An 18,280-nucleotide genomic window follows, 5' to 3' on the forward strand; every position below is an offset into this window, starting at 1 on the left:
TCTGAAGTAAGGCTACCGGCGGTAATCCTACGTCGGTGTGAGGAGCGGATCGAGATGAGTCCTCGGGAACCGAGCGAGCCGCGCGAACCGCGCGAACAGGTGGAGCCGCGCGAACCGGTGGGGTCCGCACGGTCGGTGGAGCCCGCGCGGCCGACGCGGCCGGCCGCCGTGCGCCGCGAAGTGATCCTCCGCGACTTCGTGGAGGAGGTGGAGGGGTTCTACCCGGGCTCATGAACCGTCGGCGGCCGCGTGGTCCGGGGAGTGGCCGGCCGAGCGGCCGACGTGCGGTGTGCGGGCGATGAGGAACGCCTGGGGGGTCGACTCGCCCTGTTCCTCGTCCGCGGCCCGCTCGGAGCGCAGGACGAGCGTGAACCCGGCCGCCTCCAGGAGCTCGGCCATCCGGTCCGGGCGGCGTCGCCGGAAGTCCAGGATGACCGGGTGGCCGAATGGACGTTCGAGGTGACGGACTCCTTCGCCTGCCTGGAAGGCGAGCAGCAGGTAGCCCCCGGGCGCCAGGAGCCGGCGGAAACCGGCGAGGAGCGCCGGCAGCCCGTCCTGCGGGGTGTGGATGCTCGAGTACCACGAGACGATGCCGGCCAGCGTGCCCTCCGGGATGTCCGGCTCCAGCATCGAACCCTGCTCGAACCGCAGGCCCGGGTTCTCGCGGCGGGCGATCGCGAGCATGGATGCCGACAGGTCGAGGCCGAAGACGTCCAGGCCGCAGGAGGCCAGATGGGCCGTCACCCACCCGGGGCCGCACCCGAGGTCGGCGACCTCGCCGCCGGTACCGCTCGCTCGGACGAGCCCGGCGAATCCGGCCAGCAGCGCCAGCTCCAGGTGCTGGGCGGCGAAAACGTCGCGGAAGCGGTCGGCGTAGTCCTCGGCGATGGCGTCGTAGAAGGTACGGGTGGCGACGACGTGGTCGAGGGCCGGGGCGGTGTCCGTCATGGGCGGGCAGCCTAGCCGTGCTCACACCGCTCCGAGGGGGGCCCGCCGTGATTCAGCCAGGGTTCCGCCGTGGTTCAGTGGCGGTTCAGCGGTGGGAAAAGGCAGGAGCCCCTTTTCGCCTGACGGCGGGGGCTCCTTGGGTACTGCTAGTCGTTCCCGGATCGGAGAGGATTAGACCGGGGTGACGTTCTCCGCCTGCGGGCCCTTGGGGCCCTGCGTGACGTCGAAGGACACCTGCTGGTTCTCCTCGAGGGAGCGGAAGCCGCTCGCGTTGATCGCGGAGTAGTGGACGAAGACGTCGGGGCCGCCGCCTTCCTGGGCGATGAAACCAAAGCCCTTTTCGGCGTTGAACCACTTCACGGTTCCGGTAGCCATAAGCCCTCCTTGGGCCCAAAGGGTTGCCCTGCTCCAGAACCCAGCAAGTGTGAAGACCAATTCTGCACAATCGCATCCGTCTGAGAACGACGAGAGCCCGCGGTCACATGCTCCGCAGGCTCTGTACTGCAAGGGAAACCAAACTGCAACTTGCGGACGAGCCTAGCACGCGACCCCCCGCGCGCAATAGAGGTCAAGATCACTTCACCCGAAAGTTTGAACGTCGCTTCCGCCGTATGCGCCAGGGCGCCGGCCGGGCCGGTGGCGGGGCCGGAGAACCCGCCCCGCGGCATGAGGGCTAGCCTCGCGATGTGGACAATTCTCGCACCCGGCCGCGCGTCGGACACATTCAGTTCCTGAACTGCATGCCCCTCTACTGGGGGCTTGCGAGAACGGGCACTCTCCTCGACTTCGAGCTGTCGAAGGACACCCCCGAGAAGCTCAGCGAGAAGCTCGTGCAGGGAGATCTCGACATCGGGCCGATCACCCTGGTCGAGTTCCTCAAGCACGCCGACCAACTGGTCGCCTTTCCCGACATCGCCGTCGGCTGCGACGGCCCGGTGATGTCGTGTGTGATCGTCTCGCAGGTCCCGCTGGACCGGCTGGACGGCGCCCGGGTCGCCCTCGGGTCGACCTCGCGGACCTCGGTACGCCTCGCTCAGCTCCTGCTCGCCGAGCGGTACGGCGTGCAGCCCGACTACTACACCTGCCCGCCGGATCTCAGCCTGATGATGCAGGACGCCGACGCGGCCGTCCTCATCGGCGACGCCGCCCTGCGCGCGACCATGATCGACGGGCCCCGCTTCGGGCTCGACGTGCACGACCTGGGCGCGCTGTGGAAGCAATGGACGGGGCTGCCGTTCGTCTTCGCCGTCTGGGCGGCACGCCGTGACTACCTGGAGCGCGAGCCGGTCATCACCCGGAAGGTGCACGAGGCGTTCCTCGCCTCCCGCGACCTCTCCCTGGAGGAGGTCGGCAAGGTCGCCGAACAGGCGTCCCGCTGGGAGGCCTTCGACGAGGAGACGCTGGCCCAGTACTTCACCACCCTCGACTTCAGCTTCGGCCCGCCGCAGCTGGCGGCGGTCGAGGCGTTCGCGCGCCGGGTGGGACCGACGACCGGCTTCCCGGCGGACGTGAAGGTCGACCTGCTCCAGCCGTGAAAGCCGGCCCGCCGCACCCGTGAGGAGGCGGGAGCCTCCCACTTGCCCTGCTGCCAGACGCCCGCGTACGGGGGGGGGGGGGGGGGGGGGGACGGGGGAGGGGTGGACGGGGGGCCCCGACGGGGGGCGGCACCGGACCGGCGGATGGCGGCGGACCGGTGGGTGGCGGGGCGAGTGCCCGGGGCCCGGGACGCCCGCGGCTTCCGGTGCCGCTCACCCTGAAGCAGGTCACGGAGAAGCGGCTCGTCGCGACCTCCGTGGGGGCGAAGTCCAACCGCGGCGTCTGCAACCAGGCCCGCCACACCGTCCACCTCACCCCGACCGGCGACGACCTCGTCTACGAGTCGGACAGCAAGGACTCGGGCAGCCCGAAGTCGCGGCTGTCGAAGAGATCCGGTAGCGCCTCACCCCGGAACCACCACGGTCCGCAGTTCTCCGTCGCCGAGGTGCAGCATGCCCTTGCCGGGGACGACCTGGCCGCCGACCATGCTGCGGGACAGGCGTACGCCGATGAGGTCGCCGCTGGACGACTCCTGCGGAGAGAGCAGGATGCCGCGGCGGGCCTTCTTGGCGTCGACCTGCCAGCCGGAGAAGCCGCTGCACACGTCTTCCTCGTCACCGGCGATGACGAGGGCGAGACCGCGTTCGGCGCCGCGCGAGACGAGCTTCTTCATCTGGCTCCCGGCATCGCAGTCCTCGAGGATCTCCCCGTCGTCGATGAGAACGGCGATCGGCTCCTCGGTCGACGCCTCGTCGATGAGCTCCTCGAAGTCGTCCTCGTCGATGTCGTCACCGGTGAAGACCTTCAGCACGCCGTCCGTACCGTCGAGTCGACGCAGCGGCGACTGGCGCGGCGCCGCGACGACCAGACGGGTGCCGTGCGCGAGGAACGACTGGGCGATGTTCATCAGCACCGTCGAACGGCCCGACTTGGCCGGCCCCGCGACGACGAACGCCGGTACGCCTTCCGCGAGATCGGGGCCGAAGCCGACGATCTCGTCACCGCCGATCCCGGCCAGCGCCCACAGCTTGGAGCGCGACGCCTCCGGGTCCCGCAGCTCCCACGCCTCCGGGAAGGAGATCCGGCTGGGCAGACTGTCGACCCTGAACGGGCGCCGGGCCCGCGGCACGTCGGCGTCGCGGGCGGCGGCCGCCTCGCCGATCGCGGTCAGCGCCGCGGCCTGGCCCTGACCGGTGGTGTCCTCGGCGAGCAGCGCGAACTGGGTCTCCGTGCCGGCCTCGTTGCGGAAGGCGCGGCCCGGTGGAATCTCCTCGGGCACCTTGCGGGCCGGAATGCCGAGCGAGGAGAAGTCGCTGCGGTCGGCGAGCCGCAGACCGTACTTGTCCTCGGTGAGCGTGGCGATCCGGCCGACGAGCAGGGTGCGGTCACCGGTCAGGACCAGGTGGATGCCGACGCTCGCACCCTCCCGCATCATCGTCTGCAGCTCGTCGGTGAGCGAGCCGTGGTCGATCTCCCCGAGCGTGGGCACCCAGCCCTCCCAGCGGTCGAGCAGCACCACGATGTGCGGCAGTCGCTCGCCCTCGGCCGCAGCGGCCCGCTGCTCGCCGATGTCGGCGTACCCCTTGTCCGACAACAGGTCCTGACGGCGGGAGAGTTCGCCCTTGAGCCGGTTGACCAGCCGGATCACCCGCTCGGTCTGGTTCCGGCCCACGACCGCACCGCAGTGCGGCAGCCGGGTCAGCGCGTTGAGGGCGCCGTTGCCGCAGTCGATGCCGTAGAGGTGGACGTCGGCGACGGAGTGGGTGCGGGCGAGGGAGCCCGCGATCGTGCGCAGCACCTGGGAGCGGCCGCTGCGCGGGGCACCGCCGATCATCAGATGCCCGAAGGAGGAGAAGTCGACGGCGACGGGACGGCGGGCCTGGTCGCCGGGCAGGTCCTCCACACCGTACGGGGCGGGCGCCAGCCTCCCGGCGGTGAGTGCGACGGCCGGGACCTCGATGTCGTCGAGCAGCAGCGTCTCGTCGAGCGCGGGCAGCCACGGGCTGTGCTGGGCGGGGACGCCGAGCGAGCTGTTGGCCTCGCGCACGGCGTCCACGAGCACCTTGAGGTCGGTGATCTCGTCGTCCTCCCGGGCCTCGGACTTCGGCTTGGCCAGCGCGGCCCGGCCGAGATCCTCCCAGCTCAGCGGGCCCACCCAGGGTGCGAGCGAGGCCGGGTCCGCCGCCCCGGGCCGGCGCCCGCCGACCCGCCCCGACTGGAAGGGCACCAGGGAGGCGTGGCCCAGCCGGGCGTACGCGCGACCCGGAGTGTTCTTGGAGATCTGCCCGGCCTCGGGCGAGTCGATGACGTCGCTGGACTCACCGCCGTCCGTCACGCGCAACGCGATACGGAGGTTGGTGTTGGCCCGGATCTCGGGCGAGACGACACCGCTCGGCCGCTGCGTCGCGAGCAGCAGATGGATGCCGAGGGAGCGCCCTCGCTGCGCGATGTTCACGAGCCCGGTGACGAAGTCGGGCAGGTCGCGCACCATCGACGCGAACTCGTCGATGACGATGAGGAGTCGGGGCACGGGAGCGTGCGAGGGATCGCGGCGCACCAGGTCCTGGTAGTCCTCGATGTCCTTGGCGTCGGCGGCGGCCAGGATGTGTTCGCGCCGCTTCAGCTCCGCGCCCAGCGACTCCAGCGCCCGCTCGACGAGATGGGCGTCGAGGTCGGTCACCATGCCGACGGTGTGCGGCAGTTTGACGCAGTCCTTGAACGCGGAGCCGCCCTTGTAGTCCACGAGGACGAAGGTCATGTTCTCCGGCGTGTTCGCCACCGCCAGCGCCGCCACGATGGTCTGCAGCAGCTCCGACTTGCCGGAGCCGGTCGTACCGGCGATCAGACCGTGCGGCCCGTCCTTGCGCAGGTCGATACCGAACGGACCGTCGTACGACTCGCCGATCACCGCGAGCGTCGACTGCCCGCCCATCCGCCAGCGCGCCGCGATGGCGTCGCTCGCCGGCGGCTCCAGTTGCAGTACGTCGAGCAGTCGGCTGGAACCGGGCAGCGCCGAGTCCTCGGACTCCCCGCTGATGTCCCGCAGCGGGGACAGGGAACGGGCGAGACGCAGACACCAGGCCGCCGGGACGAAGTCGGGCCGTACGTCCTTGATGCGCTCCGCGCCCGCCTCCTCGACGCGCAGCCGCAGTTTGTCCGGCCGGGCGGCGCGGTCGGGTTCGGGCGTGGCCGTGTGCCACGCCTGGAAGGAGGGGAAGCCCCCGCTCGCCTGCTGAGGCTGCGCGTGCTGCCGGTCCCGGCCGCCCCGGCCGTGTTCCTCGGGGCGGGGCTCGGCGACGACGAACGCCTGGCACTCGCCGGGCAGGAACCGCTCCTCCGAGTCGAGACAGATCGCGTACAGGGACACGGCCGGCCCCTCGCGCAGCAGCCGCACCACCCCCGGCAGCGACCGCAGCCGCCGCGACCCGTCCCACACGACGACGATGTCCGGGTCGCTGAACGTCGTCCCCTGGGACCGGTTCTGTTCGGCGGCCTTCTTGCGGGCGTCGAGGATCTGCGTCAGCTCGCCGACACGGGCGCCGACGGTCTCGGCGTCGGTTCCGATGAGGACATTGACGTCCTGCCCGCTGGAGGGGCGGGCGTGCGGCAGCCACCGCACCCAGTCCCACGACGGCTGCGCCGAGTTCTCGCTCAGCACGTAGAACTGCACGTCCATCGGGCTGTGCAGCGCGGCGGTCTGCGCGACCGCCCAACGCCCCAGGGCCCGTGCGCAATCCCCGGGCCCGGCCATGCCGACGACGCCCAGGGCCCGCAGATCGAGCGCGACCGGCGCGTCCTCGATCTTCCAGGTCACCTGGCGCCGGTGGTCGTCCTGCTCGGGATCGTCGAGCACGACCTCGGAGGGCAGCTGCCCCGTCCCGACCCGGATCAGCAGATGATCCCGGTCGGTGCGCCGCCGTTCCCAGAGCCGGGTGCGCGGCCCGGTGCCGAGGGACAGCACAGCCGCGGGGTCGGGGATCGCGTGCCGCCGGTCGTCCCGCTCCTGGACCAGCGCGTCCTGTGCGTCCTTCTCGATCCGCTCCTTCTGCTCCTCGTACTCCTTGACCTGTTTGGCGTGGGACTTGCGCCCGTGCTTCTTGTCGTTGAAGTAGTTGGCGAAGAGCAGGATGGGGCTGAGCCCCGCCATGATCAGGTAGTACCAGCGCTGAAAGATCAGCACGGCGACGACGGCACCGACCAGCGGCGTCAGCGCCATCAGCCAGGGCAGCGGCCGCGGCTCGTACTCGCGGGGCGCCGAAGGCAGCCGGAAGGTGGTCTGCCGGGTCGGCGGCCGCAGCCGGGGCGGCCGGTTGTAGTCGAGCCCGACCCCGTCCTCGGACCACTTGAGGGCGGCGTTGGGCGGCGTGTACCGACCGAGCTCGAACAGCGTGTTCCCGACCCCGACCTGAGCCCCGAGGGGCCAGTCGTAGGTACCGGCGCTCGAGCTCTTCCCACCGCCGCTCTCCGCGCCGCCCTTGTTCCTGCCCCTGCCTTTGGCCCCCTTCTGCTTCTTCTCCTTCTTCTCCGCCTTGTCGTTCTCCTTCTGGCCGTCGCCCTCGGAATCCTGGATGGGCACCCCGTCAAGGGTGACGTGCTCCTGGTCCCGGTCCTGGTCCCGGTCCCGGTCCTGCTCCTGGCCGTCACCGTCACGATGGATGGTGACGCGGCACGTGCCGTCCTTGGCGACGGAAAGGGTGAGGGCTCGGGCGTCGACCTCGGGGTCGTCGACGCGGACGGCCGAGGCGGCCCCGCTGCCGATGTCGTACCGCCCGACCCCGAGCCGGTGGACGAAGCCGGCGGCGGGACCGCCGACGACGCGCAGCTCGACCAGCCCGGTGGGCTCTCCGGGCAGGCACCCGGAGGGATCCTGGAGCGAGACCACGGCCCCCTCGCGCAACGGCGACCCGATGACGGTCGCCGAGGGATCGACGGCGTACCCGTCCACGTACACGAGCGGCGCACTGCCGACCGGCCCCTGCCGCTGCTGCCCGATGGGAATCACCTGGGCGCCGCTGTGCCCGACCTGGGCGGCCAGCTCCGCCGCGATGTCCCCCACGGTGGACTCGGGATCGGCGTCGAGTACGACATCGGCTGCGTCCCCGCCGAACGGATCGACGACGGTCAGAGTCAGGCGCACGCTTGTCCTCCCCAGGCGGCCCTGTGTCCGCTTCCACCCCGCGAGCCACAGTCCTGGTGACGATATCCGCTGAGAACGGGACCGGGGCAGTGGGGAGGAGACACGACATTCCCCTTGGCAATGCCGTACACGACTTCACAACACCGCCTCCACAAAGCGGGTATGTGGCATCGCAGTTGCCCCCCGTAAGCTGCTGCCGCAAGAGCGGACGACCACACCGCTCGCCACAGGCGGCTCCTGTGTCGCAGGGGGCGCGGTGGCGGACGGGCAGTTCCGCACACAAGGGAGCCACGGGGGTTGGCCCTGCGGCGTTGCGAGAGGAAACGGCTTCATGGCCAAGGACCTTGACATCACATATCAGGACATGCGCGAGGCGGCCAAGCATGTCGTGAAGGAGAAGGAGAAGCTCCAGGAGAAGCTGGACGGCCTCCGCAAGTACATCAACAACCTGGTCAACTCCGGCTACGTCACGAAGAGCTCCTCCAAGGCCTTCGACGAGAACTTCGACGAGTTCACCAACGGCGCGAAGACCACGCTCGACGGCCTCGACGGCATGGGCGACTACCTGACCATGGCCGCCGACAAGTTCGAGCAGATCGACGACGAACTGGCGAAGGCCGCTCGCAAGTAGGACTCCGTCCCGACCTTGAGGTGCGGCGAGGCCACGGAGCCTTGCCGCACCGCCGGTCCGGGGGCGCGGGGGCGCGGGGGAGCGCAACGGGGATGGGAAGACGGGGGCGCCATGTCTGGTGAAGGTGACCACACTCGGGCTGATCTCGATGTGATCAAAGAGATGGGAACCGGGTTCAACAGCGTGAGGAAGGCCTTCGAAAGGCTGGAAAAGCTCACAGGGAAGTGCGGGGACGACTTCGGGCACCGGGATCTTGCGGGCACTTTCGAGGACTTCGTCGGCAGCTGGGAGATCAACCGCGAGAAACTGACCGATGAGGTCAAGGCGCTGGCCAAGCTCGCCAACGATGCGGCCAAGGTTTACGAGGACATCGACCACGCGCTGGCCGGGGCGATCCGGGGTGCCCAGAAGCCGAAGACGCCCAAAAAGGGGGAAGTGGGAGTGTCCGTACGGCCCCGTGATTGGCACCCGGTTGCCGATAGTGACCCTGTGCCCGGCGACCCTGAGCAGGTTGCCGCCCTCGGTCAACAACTCCGCCGGACCGCGGAGGAGTTGGACCGGCAGATCAAGAACCTCAGGGCGGTTGCCGAGGTGGACGCCTGGGACAGCAAGGCAGGATAGGAGTTCCGCGCGAAGGTAAAGGGCAACGTTCCGTGTCGACGCGCAGCCAGGAGCCGTCACGGAAACGGATCAGCAGTATCTGCGTCTCGAACTCACCGGAGAAGGGGTCGACCAGGGTGGCTTCGTCGGCGGACAGGCGGGCGACGACCTGCAGGTGCTTCTCCCGTCCCATGCTGACGCGCTGGGTCGGAGCCGCGAAGACGATCCCGTCCGGAGTGGCGAGCAGTAGTCGCTCGTGGTGGGTGGAGTGGCCGTACCAACACAGCAGGAACTGACCGGCATCGCCGTGCCAGTTCCCGTCGAAGACGTTGTCGAGACCTTGGTGGGCGATGGTGGCGTCCCGGCGCTTCTCATCCTCCTTCTTGGCCCGCCGCCGCTCCTTCACTTCCTTTACGTCGAGGAAACGCTTGACGGCTTTCTCCGCCTCCGCCAGAAGGCTCAGCAGCATGATGAGCGGTATGAAGGGTGTACCGAATACCACTCCGACCATGGCCAGTGGGGGGAGCCTGGCAGGGCGGAGCCGAGGGCTGCCCGCAGCCTGGAGGAAATCTGCGGGGGATGCGGGATCTTGCCGATCCAGCACCATTTGCCCGCTTCGGCATGGATGTCAAGGCGGTCCTCTGTCATGTGCTGCTTGGCCCTACGTGCCAAGCGAAACTCTCCGTATCAATGCGAAGAAGAAACGAGCCCGTACTTCCGTTCTCAGTTCTCTGGCGGAGGGAAAGCCCGTGAGGTAATTCGACCAGGGCGCGATACGAGACCAGTAAAGCCGGTGACAACATGCCAGTCTCTCCCTTGAAATTCTCATAGGTCGATTTGAGCGGCTTGTCGGGAAAGTATGACTTTCATCGAACGTCTTGTCGGCGACATCCGTGGTTGCGCCCGTCACTGCAGCACCTACCGCTACCTTGTAATAGGTCTCGGACTTCCCTGCCGCTGCTGCGGCACTGGGAAAAGTTTCACTGTTCCGACGGATTCTGTTGATCACGGAGCGGGCATCCGAATTCCCGAACCCGAGTTGCTCAAGGTGACTGGGACGAAGAGGCGTTTCATCGGCAACGCGTCTCGCATTCTGCGACCTTTCCTTCCGCATGCGATTAAGCGCTTGCCGTCCGATCAATGGGCCGCCTCAGGAATCCGGAGCGTCCGCGCGAAGTCGTCCAGTGCCTCCATTGCCGCGGCGATCACTTCCGGATCGTCGTGGTGCCCGCGGAGCAGGACGTCGGGGAGGCCGGGCGGGGTGTGCCAGTGGTACGTCACCGAGGTCATCATGATGGTGCTGTCCGCAGGGTAGGAGCGGGTGACCCGGACCCCGTCCGCGCCCAGGTGTGGCGAGGCGAACGGAATGCTGCCGGTTCGCTGCTGCCACTCGGGGATGTCCGGGTGCGGCACCGTGAGCGCGGTGATCCCCTCGCAGGAGGACGCGTCACGGGCCTCGCACCGGATGCGGGTGGCGTGCATCACCAGTGGCATGTAGGTCAGCGGAACGGGGTGGTAGACGAACGCCTCGTCGGCCTGGAGCTTGTCCCGGAGCGTGACGATCGTCTGCTCGTAGAAGCTCTTGTGGAATCGGCGGAGTTTGCGGGTGAGTTCGACCTCGTGGATGGTGGCCAGGCCGGTCAGGTGCAGGTCCAGCCATTCCTTGAAGATCTTCTTGTCGATCTGGAGGTGGAGATAGCCCCAGAGGTCTGGGTTGGCATCCGTGTCGATGTGGAGCGGGGCGCCGAGGTCGGTGCTCCACAGGGTGCCTTCGGACATGAGTGGTCTCTTTCTTCGGGGGGCACGGCAGAAGGGAGCCTTCAGGCATAGCTCCAGCGGAAGGTGCCCATCACGGCATCGAACAACTCCACGAGCATGTCGTAGAAGGCGGGATCCGAGCCGGGCGCGATCAGGGCGCTGAGAGCTCGTAACACGATCTTGTTGAGATGTCCTGGTCGGGCGTGACCGGTCGGGTGATTCGGCCGTTCGGGAGGGTGTGAGTACTCGGCCGTGGATCGTGGACGACGACTTGTGGGCGCTGATCGAGCCGCTGCTGCCGCCCTGGCCCGAGCGGGCGCCGGGGCCGCGGCCGGTGGACGACCGGCTGTGTCTGCAGGGCATCCTGTACGTCCTCCACAACGACATAGCCTGGCAACTTCTGCCGCTGGAGCTGGGGTTCGGCTCCGGACAGACCTGCTGGCGCCGCCTGGAACGGTGGCAGCAGGCCGGCGTCTTCGACCAACCCCACCGCATCCTGCTCGCCGAACTGAACGCCGCCGGCCAGCTCGACTGGTCCAGGGCGTGTGTGGACGGTTTCCACATCCGGGCGAAAAAAGGGGTGCCGACACCGGTCCGTCGCCGGTCGACCGGCGCAAGACGGGCAGCAAACACCACCTGATCCGCGACGGACGCGGCACCCCGCTCAAGGTCATCACCACCGCGGCCAACGTCAACGACGTCACCCAGACCCTCGCCCTGGTCGACGGCATCCCGCCGGTGGCCGGCCGCCCCGGCCGTCCTCGCAGACGTCCCGAAGCCCTGCTCGGCGACAAGGGCTAAGACTCCAACCCCAACCGCGACGAGCTGCGCAAGCGGCGGATCCTGCCGGTGATCTCCCGCAAGGGCGCCCCCAACATCAAGAGCATGGGCAGACTCCGCTACGTCGTGGAGCAGACCTTCTCCCTGCTCCACCAGTTCAAACGGCTCGCCGTGCGGTGGGAACGACGCACCGAACTTCACGACGCTTTCGTCTCCCTGGCCTGCAGCCTGATCTGCTGGCGCCGCCTCAAGAAGGCCTACTCATGATCGTGTTACGAGCTCTTATCGGAACCCACCGGTTTCGCTGCGTAGGCGGGTTCAGCGAGGACGAGGGTACTGAGGACCAGCGTCAGTGAACCGTTTTCATCCTGTCCTGCAGGGGTGAAATGGGCTGGTCAGCAGGGTGAGGTGACGAGACGAGGCTCCTGGTCGTTGCGGTGGTGTTCTCTACGCACCACGCCTCGTCCGAGGAGCCTCGCTTGGTCCCGTATCGTGCCACGCTCGACGTCCCCCATGAGCTGGTCGAGCATGTCTCGTGGCTCATCTACGCCCGAAGGTGTGAACGCGGCACGCGATGGCGCAAGTTGGGCTGCTTCCACCAGGCCCTGCTGGCGCTGGTGCACCTGCGCAAGAACGAGACGCTGCCCCAGCTCGCGGCGGGCTTCGGGGTCTCCACCGCGACCGCATGGCGGTATGTGGACGAGACCCTTGAGGTCCTGGCCTCCTGGGCACCTGGCCTGCACGAGGCGCTCGTCGGCCTGGGCGAAGGAGACTTCGTCATCGTCGACGGCACGCTCATCCCCATCGACCGCATCGCCGCGGACGAGCCGTACTACTCCCAGAAACACAAGAAGCACGGCATGAACGTGCAGGTCGTCGCCCGCCCGGACGGCACCCCGCTGTGGTTCTCCCGCGCGACGCCGGGCCGCACGCACGACCTGACCGCGGCCCGCGCTCACGGCATCGTCCAGGCCTGCCTCACCAGGCAGATCCTCGTGCTGGCGGACCGCGCCTACCAGGGCGCCGGCGCCACCTTCCGTACGCCCTACTACCACCACCATGAACAGCCACAGCAGTACCAGCAGTTCAACCGCGACCACGCCCGGCTCCGAGCCCCCGGCGAACGCGCCTTCGCCCAGCTCAAAACCTGGCGGCTGCTACAACGAGCCCGCTGTTCCACCCGCCGCATCGGCACAGCCGTCCAAGCCGTCCACACCCTGCTGACCTGCATATATTCAGGATGAAAACGGTTCAGTGAACCGTTTTCATCCTGTCCTGCAGGGGTGAAATGGGCTGGTCAGCAGGGTGAGGTGACGAGACGAGGCTCCTGGTCGTTGCGGTGGTGTTCTCTACGCACCACGCCTCGTCCGAGGAGCCTCGCTTGGTCCCGTATCGTGCCACGCTCGACGTCCCCCATGAGCTGGTCGAGCATGTCTCGTGGCTCATCTACGCCCGAAGGTGTGAACGCGGCACGCGATGGCGCAAGTTGGGCTGCTTCCACCAGGCCCTGCTGGCGCTGGTGCACCTGCGCAAGAACGAGACGCTGCCCCAGCTCGCGGCGGGCTTCGGGGTCTCCACCGCGACCGCATGGCGGTATGTGGACGAGACCCTTGAGGTCCTGGCCTCCTGGGCACCTGGCCTGCACGAGGCGCTCGTCGGCCTGGGCGAAGGAGACTTCGTCATCGTCGACGGCACGCTCATCCCCATCGACCGCATCGCCGCGGACGAGCCGTACTACTCCCAGAAACACAAGAAGCACGGCATGAACGTGCAGGTCGTCGCCCGCCCGGACGGCACCCCGCTGTGGTTCTCCCGCGCGACGCCGGGCCGCACGCACGACCTGACCGCGGCCCGCGCTCACGGCATCGTCCAGGCCTGCCTCACCAGGCAGATCCTCGTGCTGGCGGACCGCGCCTACCAGGGCGCCGGCGCCACCTTCCGTACGCCCTACTACCACCACCATGAACAGCCACAGCAGTACCAGCAGTTCAACCGCGACCACGCCCGGCTCCGAGCCCCCGGCGAACGCGCCTTCGCCCAGCTCAAAACCTGGCGGCTGCTACAACGAGCCCGCTGTTCCACCCGCCGCATCGGCACAGCCGTCCAAGCCGTCCACACCCTGCTGACCTGCATATATTCAGGATGAAAACGGTTCAGTGTCGCGGTGCCGAGGAATGTGCGAAGTGACCCCTTCACTGGCACTTTGTCGCCTTCGTCTCAACAAACACCTTGGACGCCTGCCACAGGCCGGTGCCTGTGGGGTACTTGACCATGATGATCTTGTAGTGGTCGAAGTCCTCGATGCTGGGCTCGGTCTCGAGGATCTTCTCGGTTTTGATTTCCTTGCCGTAGAATTTGCCCGAGTCCGCACAGAACGCCACCTCCACCGATGTGCCGTTCGCGGCGGACCGAGTGGTGGCGTCGTAGTGGCGCAATGTGCCGGTGGCGGTCCAGCCGCCCTCGATCCAGGCGTTGATCTGCGTTTTTGCGTAGTTCAGTCCCTCGCCGGTGGCATAGGCGGTCACGGACGCGTCCTTGGGCGTGCGCTTGTCGACGCCCCGGTAGATGGCGTGGAAGAAGTTGGCTGCGTCGTCCATGGCGGCCGCCTCGTTCTCGTCCTTCGGTTTCTCCCAGTCGAAGACCAGGTTCATGTCCGCGGGCAGGGACACGTCGACGCCGTCAGGCTTGTCCTCTGCCGGTGCTCCCGAGGGCTCCGCCGACTTCGTCGGCTTCTCTGTGCCCTGGTCGGCGCCGGCGATTTTGTCAGCGGCCTTCCCGTTGTCGTCCCCGCCCCCGCAGGCGGTCAGTAGCAGGGTTGCGGCGGCGGCGAACGCGGCAGCAACGGGCAAAGAGCAGCGCTTCACAGTGGGCTCCCCGTGAGATGAAAGTTCAATCGAGGGAACTGACGATATCGGTGGTGTTCTCGGTTTCGCCACAGCGAACTATCCGAGGAAAGGGGGGAAATGGAGGTTTCCGGGAAGGTCGATGGGCGCGTACGACGGGAGACTGAGCATTCTCAACACTGACGCTCCAGGGTGAGGAGGGCGGCGAAGATTGGCGACAGACGGTTCGGGCTGCATTGGGGCCTGCGGAAGATCCGCCGGGAATTGAATCCTGCGGCACTCCGTTCGACCGGTGCTCGCGCCGCCGACAACACCTGATTCATCGTGCGCTGGGTCGGTGTGAGTTCCCGGCTGGGCGGGCGTCTGACCGGTGTGGTCACCCAGGGGCCGACTCTGATGTAGGCGCGGTCGGCGAGGACGGGGACGCCTTGGCTTTCGCAGATCCGGATGATGCGGTGGTGCGGCCACGGTCAGGTCGTGGGTGCGTCCGGGCAGGGTGGGCGAGATCCACAGCAACTTGCCCGTGGGGTCGGTCACGACCTGCACGTTCATACCGCGGTGGCGATGCTTCTGGGAGAAGTCGGCCCGGCTGTCGCCGATGCGGTCGTACTCGGCGAGCGTGCCGTCGAGCAGGACGTGCTCGGGATCGGTCTCCCGAAGGACACGCAGCAGTCCGGGCACCCGGCGGGACAGGTGGTCGACGAGGGCCGTCACATAGGCGTGGGCGGTGCCGACGGATATGCCGAAGCTGGCGGCGATCTGGGCGAGCGTGTCGTGCCGACGAAGGTGGACCAGGCCGACGAGAGCGCGTCGGTGAGGCCGGCGCTTGCAGCGGCGGTCATCTTCGCGGGTGACGATGAGCATGGTTACCCACTCGACCAGGGTGTGAGGCAGGTCCAGTGCGGCAGCGTGGAGAACCAACGAGGCTCCTGCGCTGATGAGTTGAGACGCCGAACACCTCTCTCAATGGCACAGGAGCCTCGTGATTTGCGGACCCCGGACCGTCACCCGATCAGTGGCCACTCTGAAAACGCTCATTCGGTGGAGCAGGAGTCCGTGCCGGGGAAGAGCATCGCGGCCTCACTCTGTGTTGCTCACCCAGAGGCTCCTCGTGAATTCATCCACGATGTCCGTATAGGCGGCCATCCTTCCGGGGTCATCCCAGACCATGTAGAAACACAGGTCGACGCCGGACGCCTCGACTCGCCAGCCGTATCGGACGGTGACCATGAGCTGGCCGTCGGGAGTGGACCAGTAACGCGTGGACCGGAGTCCCTCGCCCAGCCGTTCCGTGGCGAACGGCTCGACCTCGACAGAGCGGACGACGCTCTCCGCGTCCGCTTGGACGATCTGCCGCAGAGTCGACTCCCGGTCCCCCTCGCACTCGGCCATGAGGATGAAGGCCGGCACGGGCACGTCGTCGGGCAGTGGAATGAACAAGAACGTCTGATCTGCCGGAGCAAGCTCTGACAGGACTTCCGCAAAGGAGTCCAACTGCTGGCGGACAGCCTTGATCCGTCGCCGTTTCGGCCTTTTCTCATGCGCGCTCAAAAGAGCGAGCGCGCACAATTCCGCCCACTCCTCACGTTCGTTGTCGCTGTTCCATCGCATATGGGTCGGGAACCATTGCAGTGTTTCCGAATCCGTTTCCACCAGCTTCATGCATAGCTCCATCGGAACGTGGTCATGACGGCGTCGAACAACTCGACCAGGATCTCTGCCATTTCGCTGTCCGGCCGCCCGTCCGCAATGGTGCTGAAGGAGACGGTCAACCACCTCGGGGTGGCGGAGTTGGGGATCTGCAGAATGTATTCGATCCGCCGTGACGGGTGCTCCACCTCGCGAGCGGAATCCGGCTGGGCCACGCCGTCCACACGGAATCCGGCAGCGCCGTCGATGGTCACCTCCTCGCTCTGCGAGGCGTCCGGGCGCAACGAGCTCAGCACCATTCCGGCGTCCATCCCCAGAGCCGGTGCGGACAGCGGCTCGGAAATAATGAAGGAGGCCGGAAGGGCCACTCCGTCGATGCGCTCCACCGGCAGATGCAGGTCCATCGCACGGGCCTCACGGGCCTGTCGTGCCACCTTCTTCAGGCGCTTGATCAGCTCCAAACGCGCCTTGGTGAGGTCATCTCGTGGGATGTCGGTAGGCAGTTCCTGCACGGAACCGTCCACGATCCGCTTGATCGCCTCGCTGGTGCCCTCGTGCAGCGGAATCATGTCCCAGCCCGGCGGCGGGACGAGCGTGTAACCGGTAGGCGCTTGTGCCGTGGTTTCGCCGGAGGTGGTTTCAGTGGTGCTGGACACGTCGAGCCCTTTCCCAGAAAGCGGAGCCGGCCACGAGGAGCGGCGTGATGAATGCGCCTAAGGCGCCCACCCAGTAGCTGGTCACGATGGCGGGAAGGACAAGTACGAAGGAGATGCCCATGGAGTGTGTGAGGCCCCCAGGACGCTGACTGGCCCGCGGGTGCTGAATGAAGATGACGAACAGGCATACGAGGGCGGCCGACACCACGCCCCGCTGGAGCCACACCCAGGCCCAGCCGAACGATTTGGGCACGAGGAAAGCGCCGCCGACGTACACGATGAGGTAGGCGAAGGGGATCATCACGCACAGACGTGCCAGCGCCACACTCCCCCCGCCCAGCCGGTCGATCAGAGAGCCGGAGCTATTCCCGGGTGATGTCACGTGATTTCAACTCCCCTTGCCGGTGGTCACCACGAGGATCCGATCGGAGCTTTCCACGTGTTCTCTTTCCAGTCGTTGTAGCCTTCGCTCGACCATTTGTCTGGGATTATTCCGTCGGTCGCCTTTGATGTAGCACTCCAGGCGTCGCTTTGCCCGAAGATCTTGTCTGTCGTGTCGACTCCGGCACCAGCGTAGATGGCGGCGAGAGAAATGCCGTACCCAGCCCGGGCTTTCGCCGTGTTGCCGACGGCCGCCTCCGGGAAAGCAGCCTTGTTCTTCGCAAACTGAGAGTAGACACCGTGGAGCTCACCGTCACCGAGATGCGCCCACTTGGCACCCGCGCTCGATTCGGTCGCCTCCTTGGCCACCCGTCCGGCATCGTCTGAGATCTTCTTGCGGGTGAAGGTCAACAGGTCCTTGTAGAACTTCTTCGCGCCTTCGTCGGTGGTGTTGGTGATGGCTCGCTGCAGTGAATTCATCATCGACTTGTGAGCACGCAACCCGGCCTTGAGACCGACCTGGCGGCCGGCGACGGCGCCTGCCTTGGTGGCGGCGTTGGCTCCCTTGAGTATCGTCAGTCCAGCCCGCCCGGCGCCCATCGTGAGCAGCCCGAGTGAATCCATGGCCACTTCCATCCAGCTGGCCTCGCCGGCCGCCGCCAGCAGGGCTCTTGCGCCAAAAATGATTCCGCCGAGAGCCAGGGCCAGGACGTTCAGACCGGGGATGAACAACGCGATGACACCGATGATGGTGGCCGCCCATCCCAAGGCATCCAACACGACCTTGATCGTGTCGATGTTGTCGTGGATCCAGCCCTTCAGGTCGTCCCACCAGCTGTCCTCGATGGCGTCATCGAGCTGGTCGCGGATCTTGCCCGCGTGGTGGCGGGCCCGTTCGTCCCGGTTGCCCTTGATGCGTTCGAGCTGGGCCCGGAACTCGTGCAGCGGGTCGCTTTCGGCACCGTTGGGCGACGGGTCGGGGGTTTTGTCCTCCCCGCCCCCGGACTCCTTCTTGGCCTTCTCGGCCTCGAGGAGTTCCTGCTCCTTCTTGGCGTTGGCCAGGACCTTGTCGGCCTCGGTCTGGAAGTCTTCGAGGTCGTTCGCCCAGTTGGTCAGGTGGCCATGGACCCGTTCATAGCGACTCGCCACCTGACCCAGGCGCTTCTCCAGGCCCTCGGCTCCTTCCTTGAGCTTTGTGGCGTACTTGCCCTTGAGCTCGTTGTCGTTGCCGATACCTCGCAGCAGCCTGACCTGTTCGCGTAGCGAACCGGCCACGGACTTCATGTGCTTGACCTCGCTGCGTACCTCCTCCGGGTCGCCCGGTAGGGGGTCGGATTCGGCGAGCGGGTGCCAGTCGCGG

16 protein-coding genes and 2 pseudogenes are annotated in these 18,280 nt (G+C 67.4%); 7 read left to right on the plus strand and 11 right to left on the minus strand.

Going from position 1 to position 18,280, the window contains the following annotated elements:
- Positions 1-54: 54 nt before the first annotated feature.
- Complete coding sequence (locus OHB56_RS24500; protein WP_406355658.1) at positions 55-234, plus strand: hypothetical protein; 180 nt, start codon at positions 55-57, stop codon at positions 232-234.
- Here OHB56_RS24500 and OHB56_RS24505 read toward each other — a convergent pair.
- Together OHB56_RS24505 and OHB56_RS24510 are read right to left on the minus strand one after the other, a co-directional pair.
- Complete coding sequence (locus OHB56_RS24505; RefSeq protein ID WP_406355660.1) at positions 229-948, minus strand: class I SAM-dependent DNA methyltransferase; 720 nt, start codon at positions 946-948, stop codon at positions 229-231. The two genes, OHB56_RS24500 and OHB56_RS24505, sit on opposite strands and share 6 nt — an antisense overlap.
- 171 nt (positions 949-1,119) lie before the next feature.
- Entirely contained in the window at positions 1,120-1,323 is a 204-nt protein-coding gene (locus OHB56_RS24510) for a cold-shock protein (RefSeq protein WP_003992177.1), read from the minus strand.
- 311 nt (positions 1,324-1,634) lie between these two features.
- Between OHB56_RS24510 and OHB56_RS24515 the strand changes: the two genes are divergently transcribed.
- Positions 1,635-2,483, plus strand: coding sequence for a menaquinone biosynthetic enzyme MqnA/MqnD family protein (locus OHB56_RS24515; RefSeq protein ID WP_055597694.1), 849 nt, complete (start codon positions 1,635-1,637; stop codon positions 2,481-2,483).
- 404 nt (positions 2,484-2,887) lie between these two features.
- Here OHB56_RS24515 and OHB56_RS24520 read toward each other — a convergent pair whose 3' ends face one another.
- Positions 2,888-7,621, minus strand: a complete 4,734-nt coding sequence (locus OHB56_RS24520; RefSeq protein ID WP_406355662.1) for an FtsK/SpoIIIE domain-containing protein — start codon at positions 7,619-7,621, stop codon at positions 2,888-2,890.
- A 331-nt stretch (positions 7,622-7,952) separates the two neighbouring features.
- Here OHB56_RS24520 and OHB56_RS24525 point away from each other — a divergent pair, with 331 nt between their 5' ends.
- Positions 7,953-8,252 carry a WXG100 family type VII secretion target gene (locus OHB56_RS24525; protein ID WP_006133193.1) on the plus strand — a complete coding sequence of 100 codons (300 nt, stop codon included), beginning with the start codon at positions 7,953-7,955 and terminating at the stop codon, positions 8,250-8,252.
- A gap of 150 nt (positions 8,253-8,402) precedes the next feature.
- Positions 8,403-8,873: a hypothetical protein gene (locus OHB56_RS24530; protein WP_326754168.1), complete on the plus strand. Its 471-nt coding sequence runs from the start codon at positions 8,403-8,405 to the stop codon at positions 8,871-8,873.
- On the opposite strand, the gene OHB56_RS24535 is transcribed toward OHB56_RS24530, so the two are convergent.
- Positions 8,827-9,321: a hypothetical protein gene (locus OHB56_RS24535; protein ID WP_406355665.1), complete on the minus strand. Its 495-nt coding sequence runs from the start codon at positions 9,319-9,321 to the stop codon at positions 8,827-8,829. The two genes, OHB56_RS24530 and OHB56_RS24535, sit on opposite strands and share 47 nt — an antisense overlap.
- A gap of 668 nt (positions 9,322-9,989) precedes the next feature.
- Entirely contained in the window at positions 9,990-10,631 is a 642-nt protein-coding gene (locus tag OHB56_RS24540; protein ID WP_326754169.1) for a hypothetical protein, read from the minus strand.
- Between the two features lie 217 nt (positions 10,632-10,848).
- On the opposite strand from OHB56_RS24540, the pseudogene OHB56_RS24545 reads away from it, so the two are divergent.
- From OHB56_RS24545 to OHB56_RS24555, 3 genes and pseudogenes are all read left to right on the plus strand, one after another.
- Positions 10,849-11,657, plus strand: a pseudogene (locus OHB56_RS24545) (IS5 family transposase).
- 212 nt (positions 11,658-11,869) lie between these two features.
- The gene (locus tag OHB56_RS24550) at positions 11,870-12,634 is read left to right on the plus strand and encodes an IS5 family transposase (RefSeq protein ID WP_326754170.1); all 765 of its coding nucleotides are present in this window, start codon (positions 11,870-11,872) and stop codon (positions 12,632-12,634) included.
- A gap of 137 nt (positions 12,635-12,771) precedes the next feature.
- Entirely contained in the window at positions 12,772-13,536 is a 765-nt protein-coding gene (locus OHB56_RS24555; RefSeq protein WP_326754170.1) for an IS5 family transposase, read from the plus strand.
- A gap of 46 nt (positions 13,537-13,582) precedes the next feature.
- On the opposite strand, the gene OHB56_RS24560 is transcribed toward OHB56_RS24555, so the two are convergent.
- The 6 genes and pseudogenes from OHB56_RS24560 to OHB56_RS24585 form a co-directional block, all read right to left on the minus strand.
- Complete coding sequence (locus OHB56_RS24560) at positions 13,583-14,254, minus strand: hypothetical protein (RefSeq protein ID WP_326754171.1); 672 nt, start codon at positions 14,252-14,254, stop codon at positions 13,583-13,585.
- Positions 14,255-14,406: 152 nt separating this feature from the next.
- Positions 14,407-15,154: pseudogene (locus OHB56_RS24565) on the minus strand (transposase family protein).
- A gap of 159 nt (positions 15,155-15,313) precedes the next feature.
- Positions 15,314-15,895, minus strand: coding sequence for a hypothetical protein (locus OHB56_RS24570; protein ID WP_406355667.1), 582 nt, complete (start codon positions 15,893-15,895; stop codon positions 15,314-15,316).
- Entirely contained in the window at positions 15,892-16,539 is a 648-nt protein-coding gene (locus tag OHB56_RS24575) for a hypothetical protein (RefSeq protein WP_326754173.1), read from the minus strand. The genes OHB56_RS24570 and OHB56_RS24575 overlap by 4 nt, the downstream gene beginning before the upstream one ends.
- On the minus strand, positions 16,523-16,864 hold the full coding sequence (locus OHB56_RS24580) for a hypothetical protein (protein WP_406355669.1): 342 nt from the start codon (positions 16,862-16,864) through the stop codon (positions 16,523-16,525). The genes OHB56_RS24575 and OHB56_RS24580 overlap by 17 nt, the downstream gene beginning before the upstream one ends.
- A gap of 83 nt (positions 16,865-16,947) precedes the next feature.
- On the minus strand, positions 16,948-18,204 hold the full coding sequence (locus tag OHB56_RS24585; protein ID WP_326754175.1) for a hypothetical protein: 1,257 nt from the start codon (positions 18,202-18,204) through the stop codon (positions 16,948-16,950).
- Positions 18,205-18,280 lie beyond the last annotated feature (76 nt).

It is taken from the genome of Streptomyces sp. NBC_01635, from assembly GCF_045209715.1.
Classification (GTDB): Bacteria; Actinomycetota; Actinomycetes; order Streptomycetales; family Streptomycetaceae; genus Streptomyces; species Streptomyces hirsutus.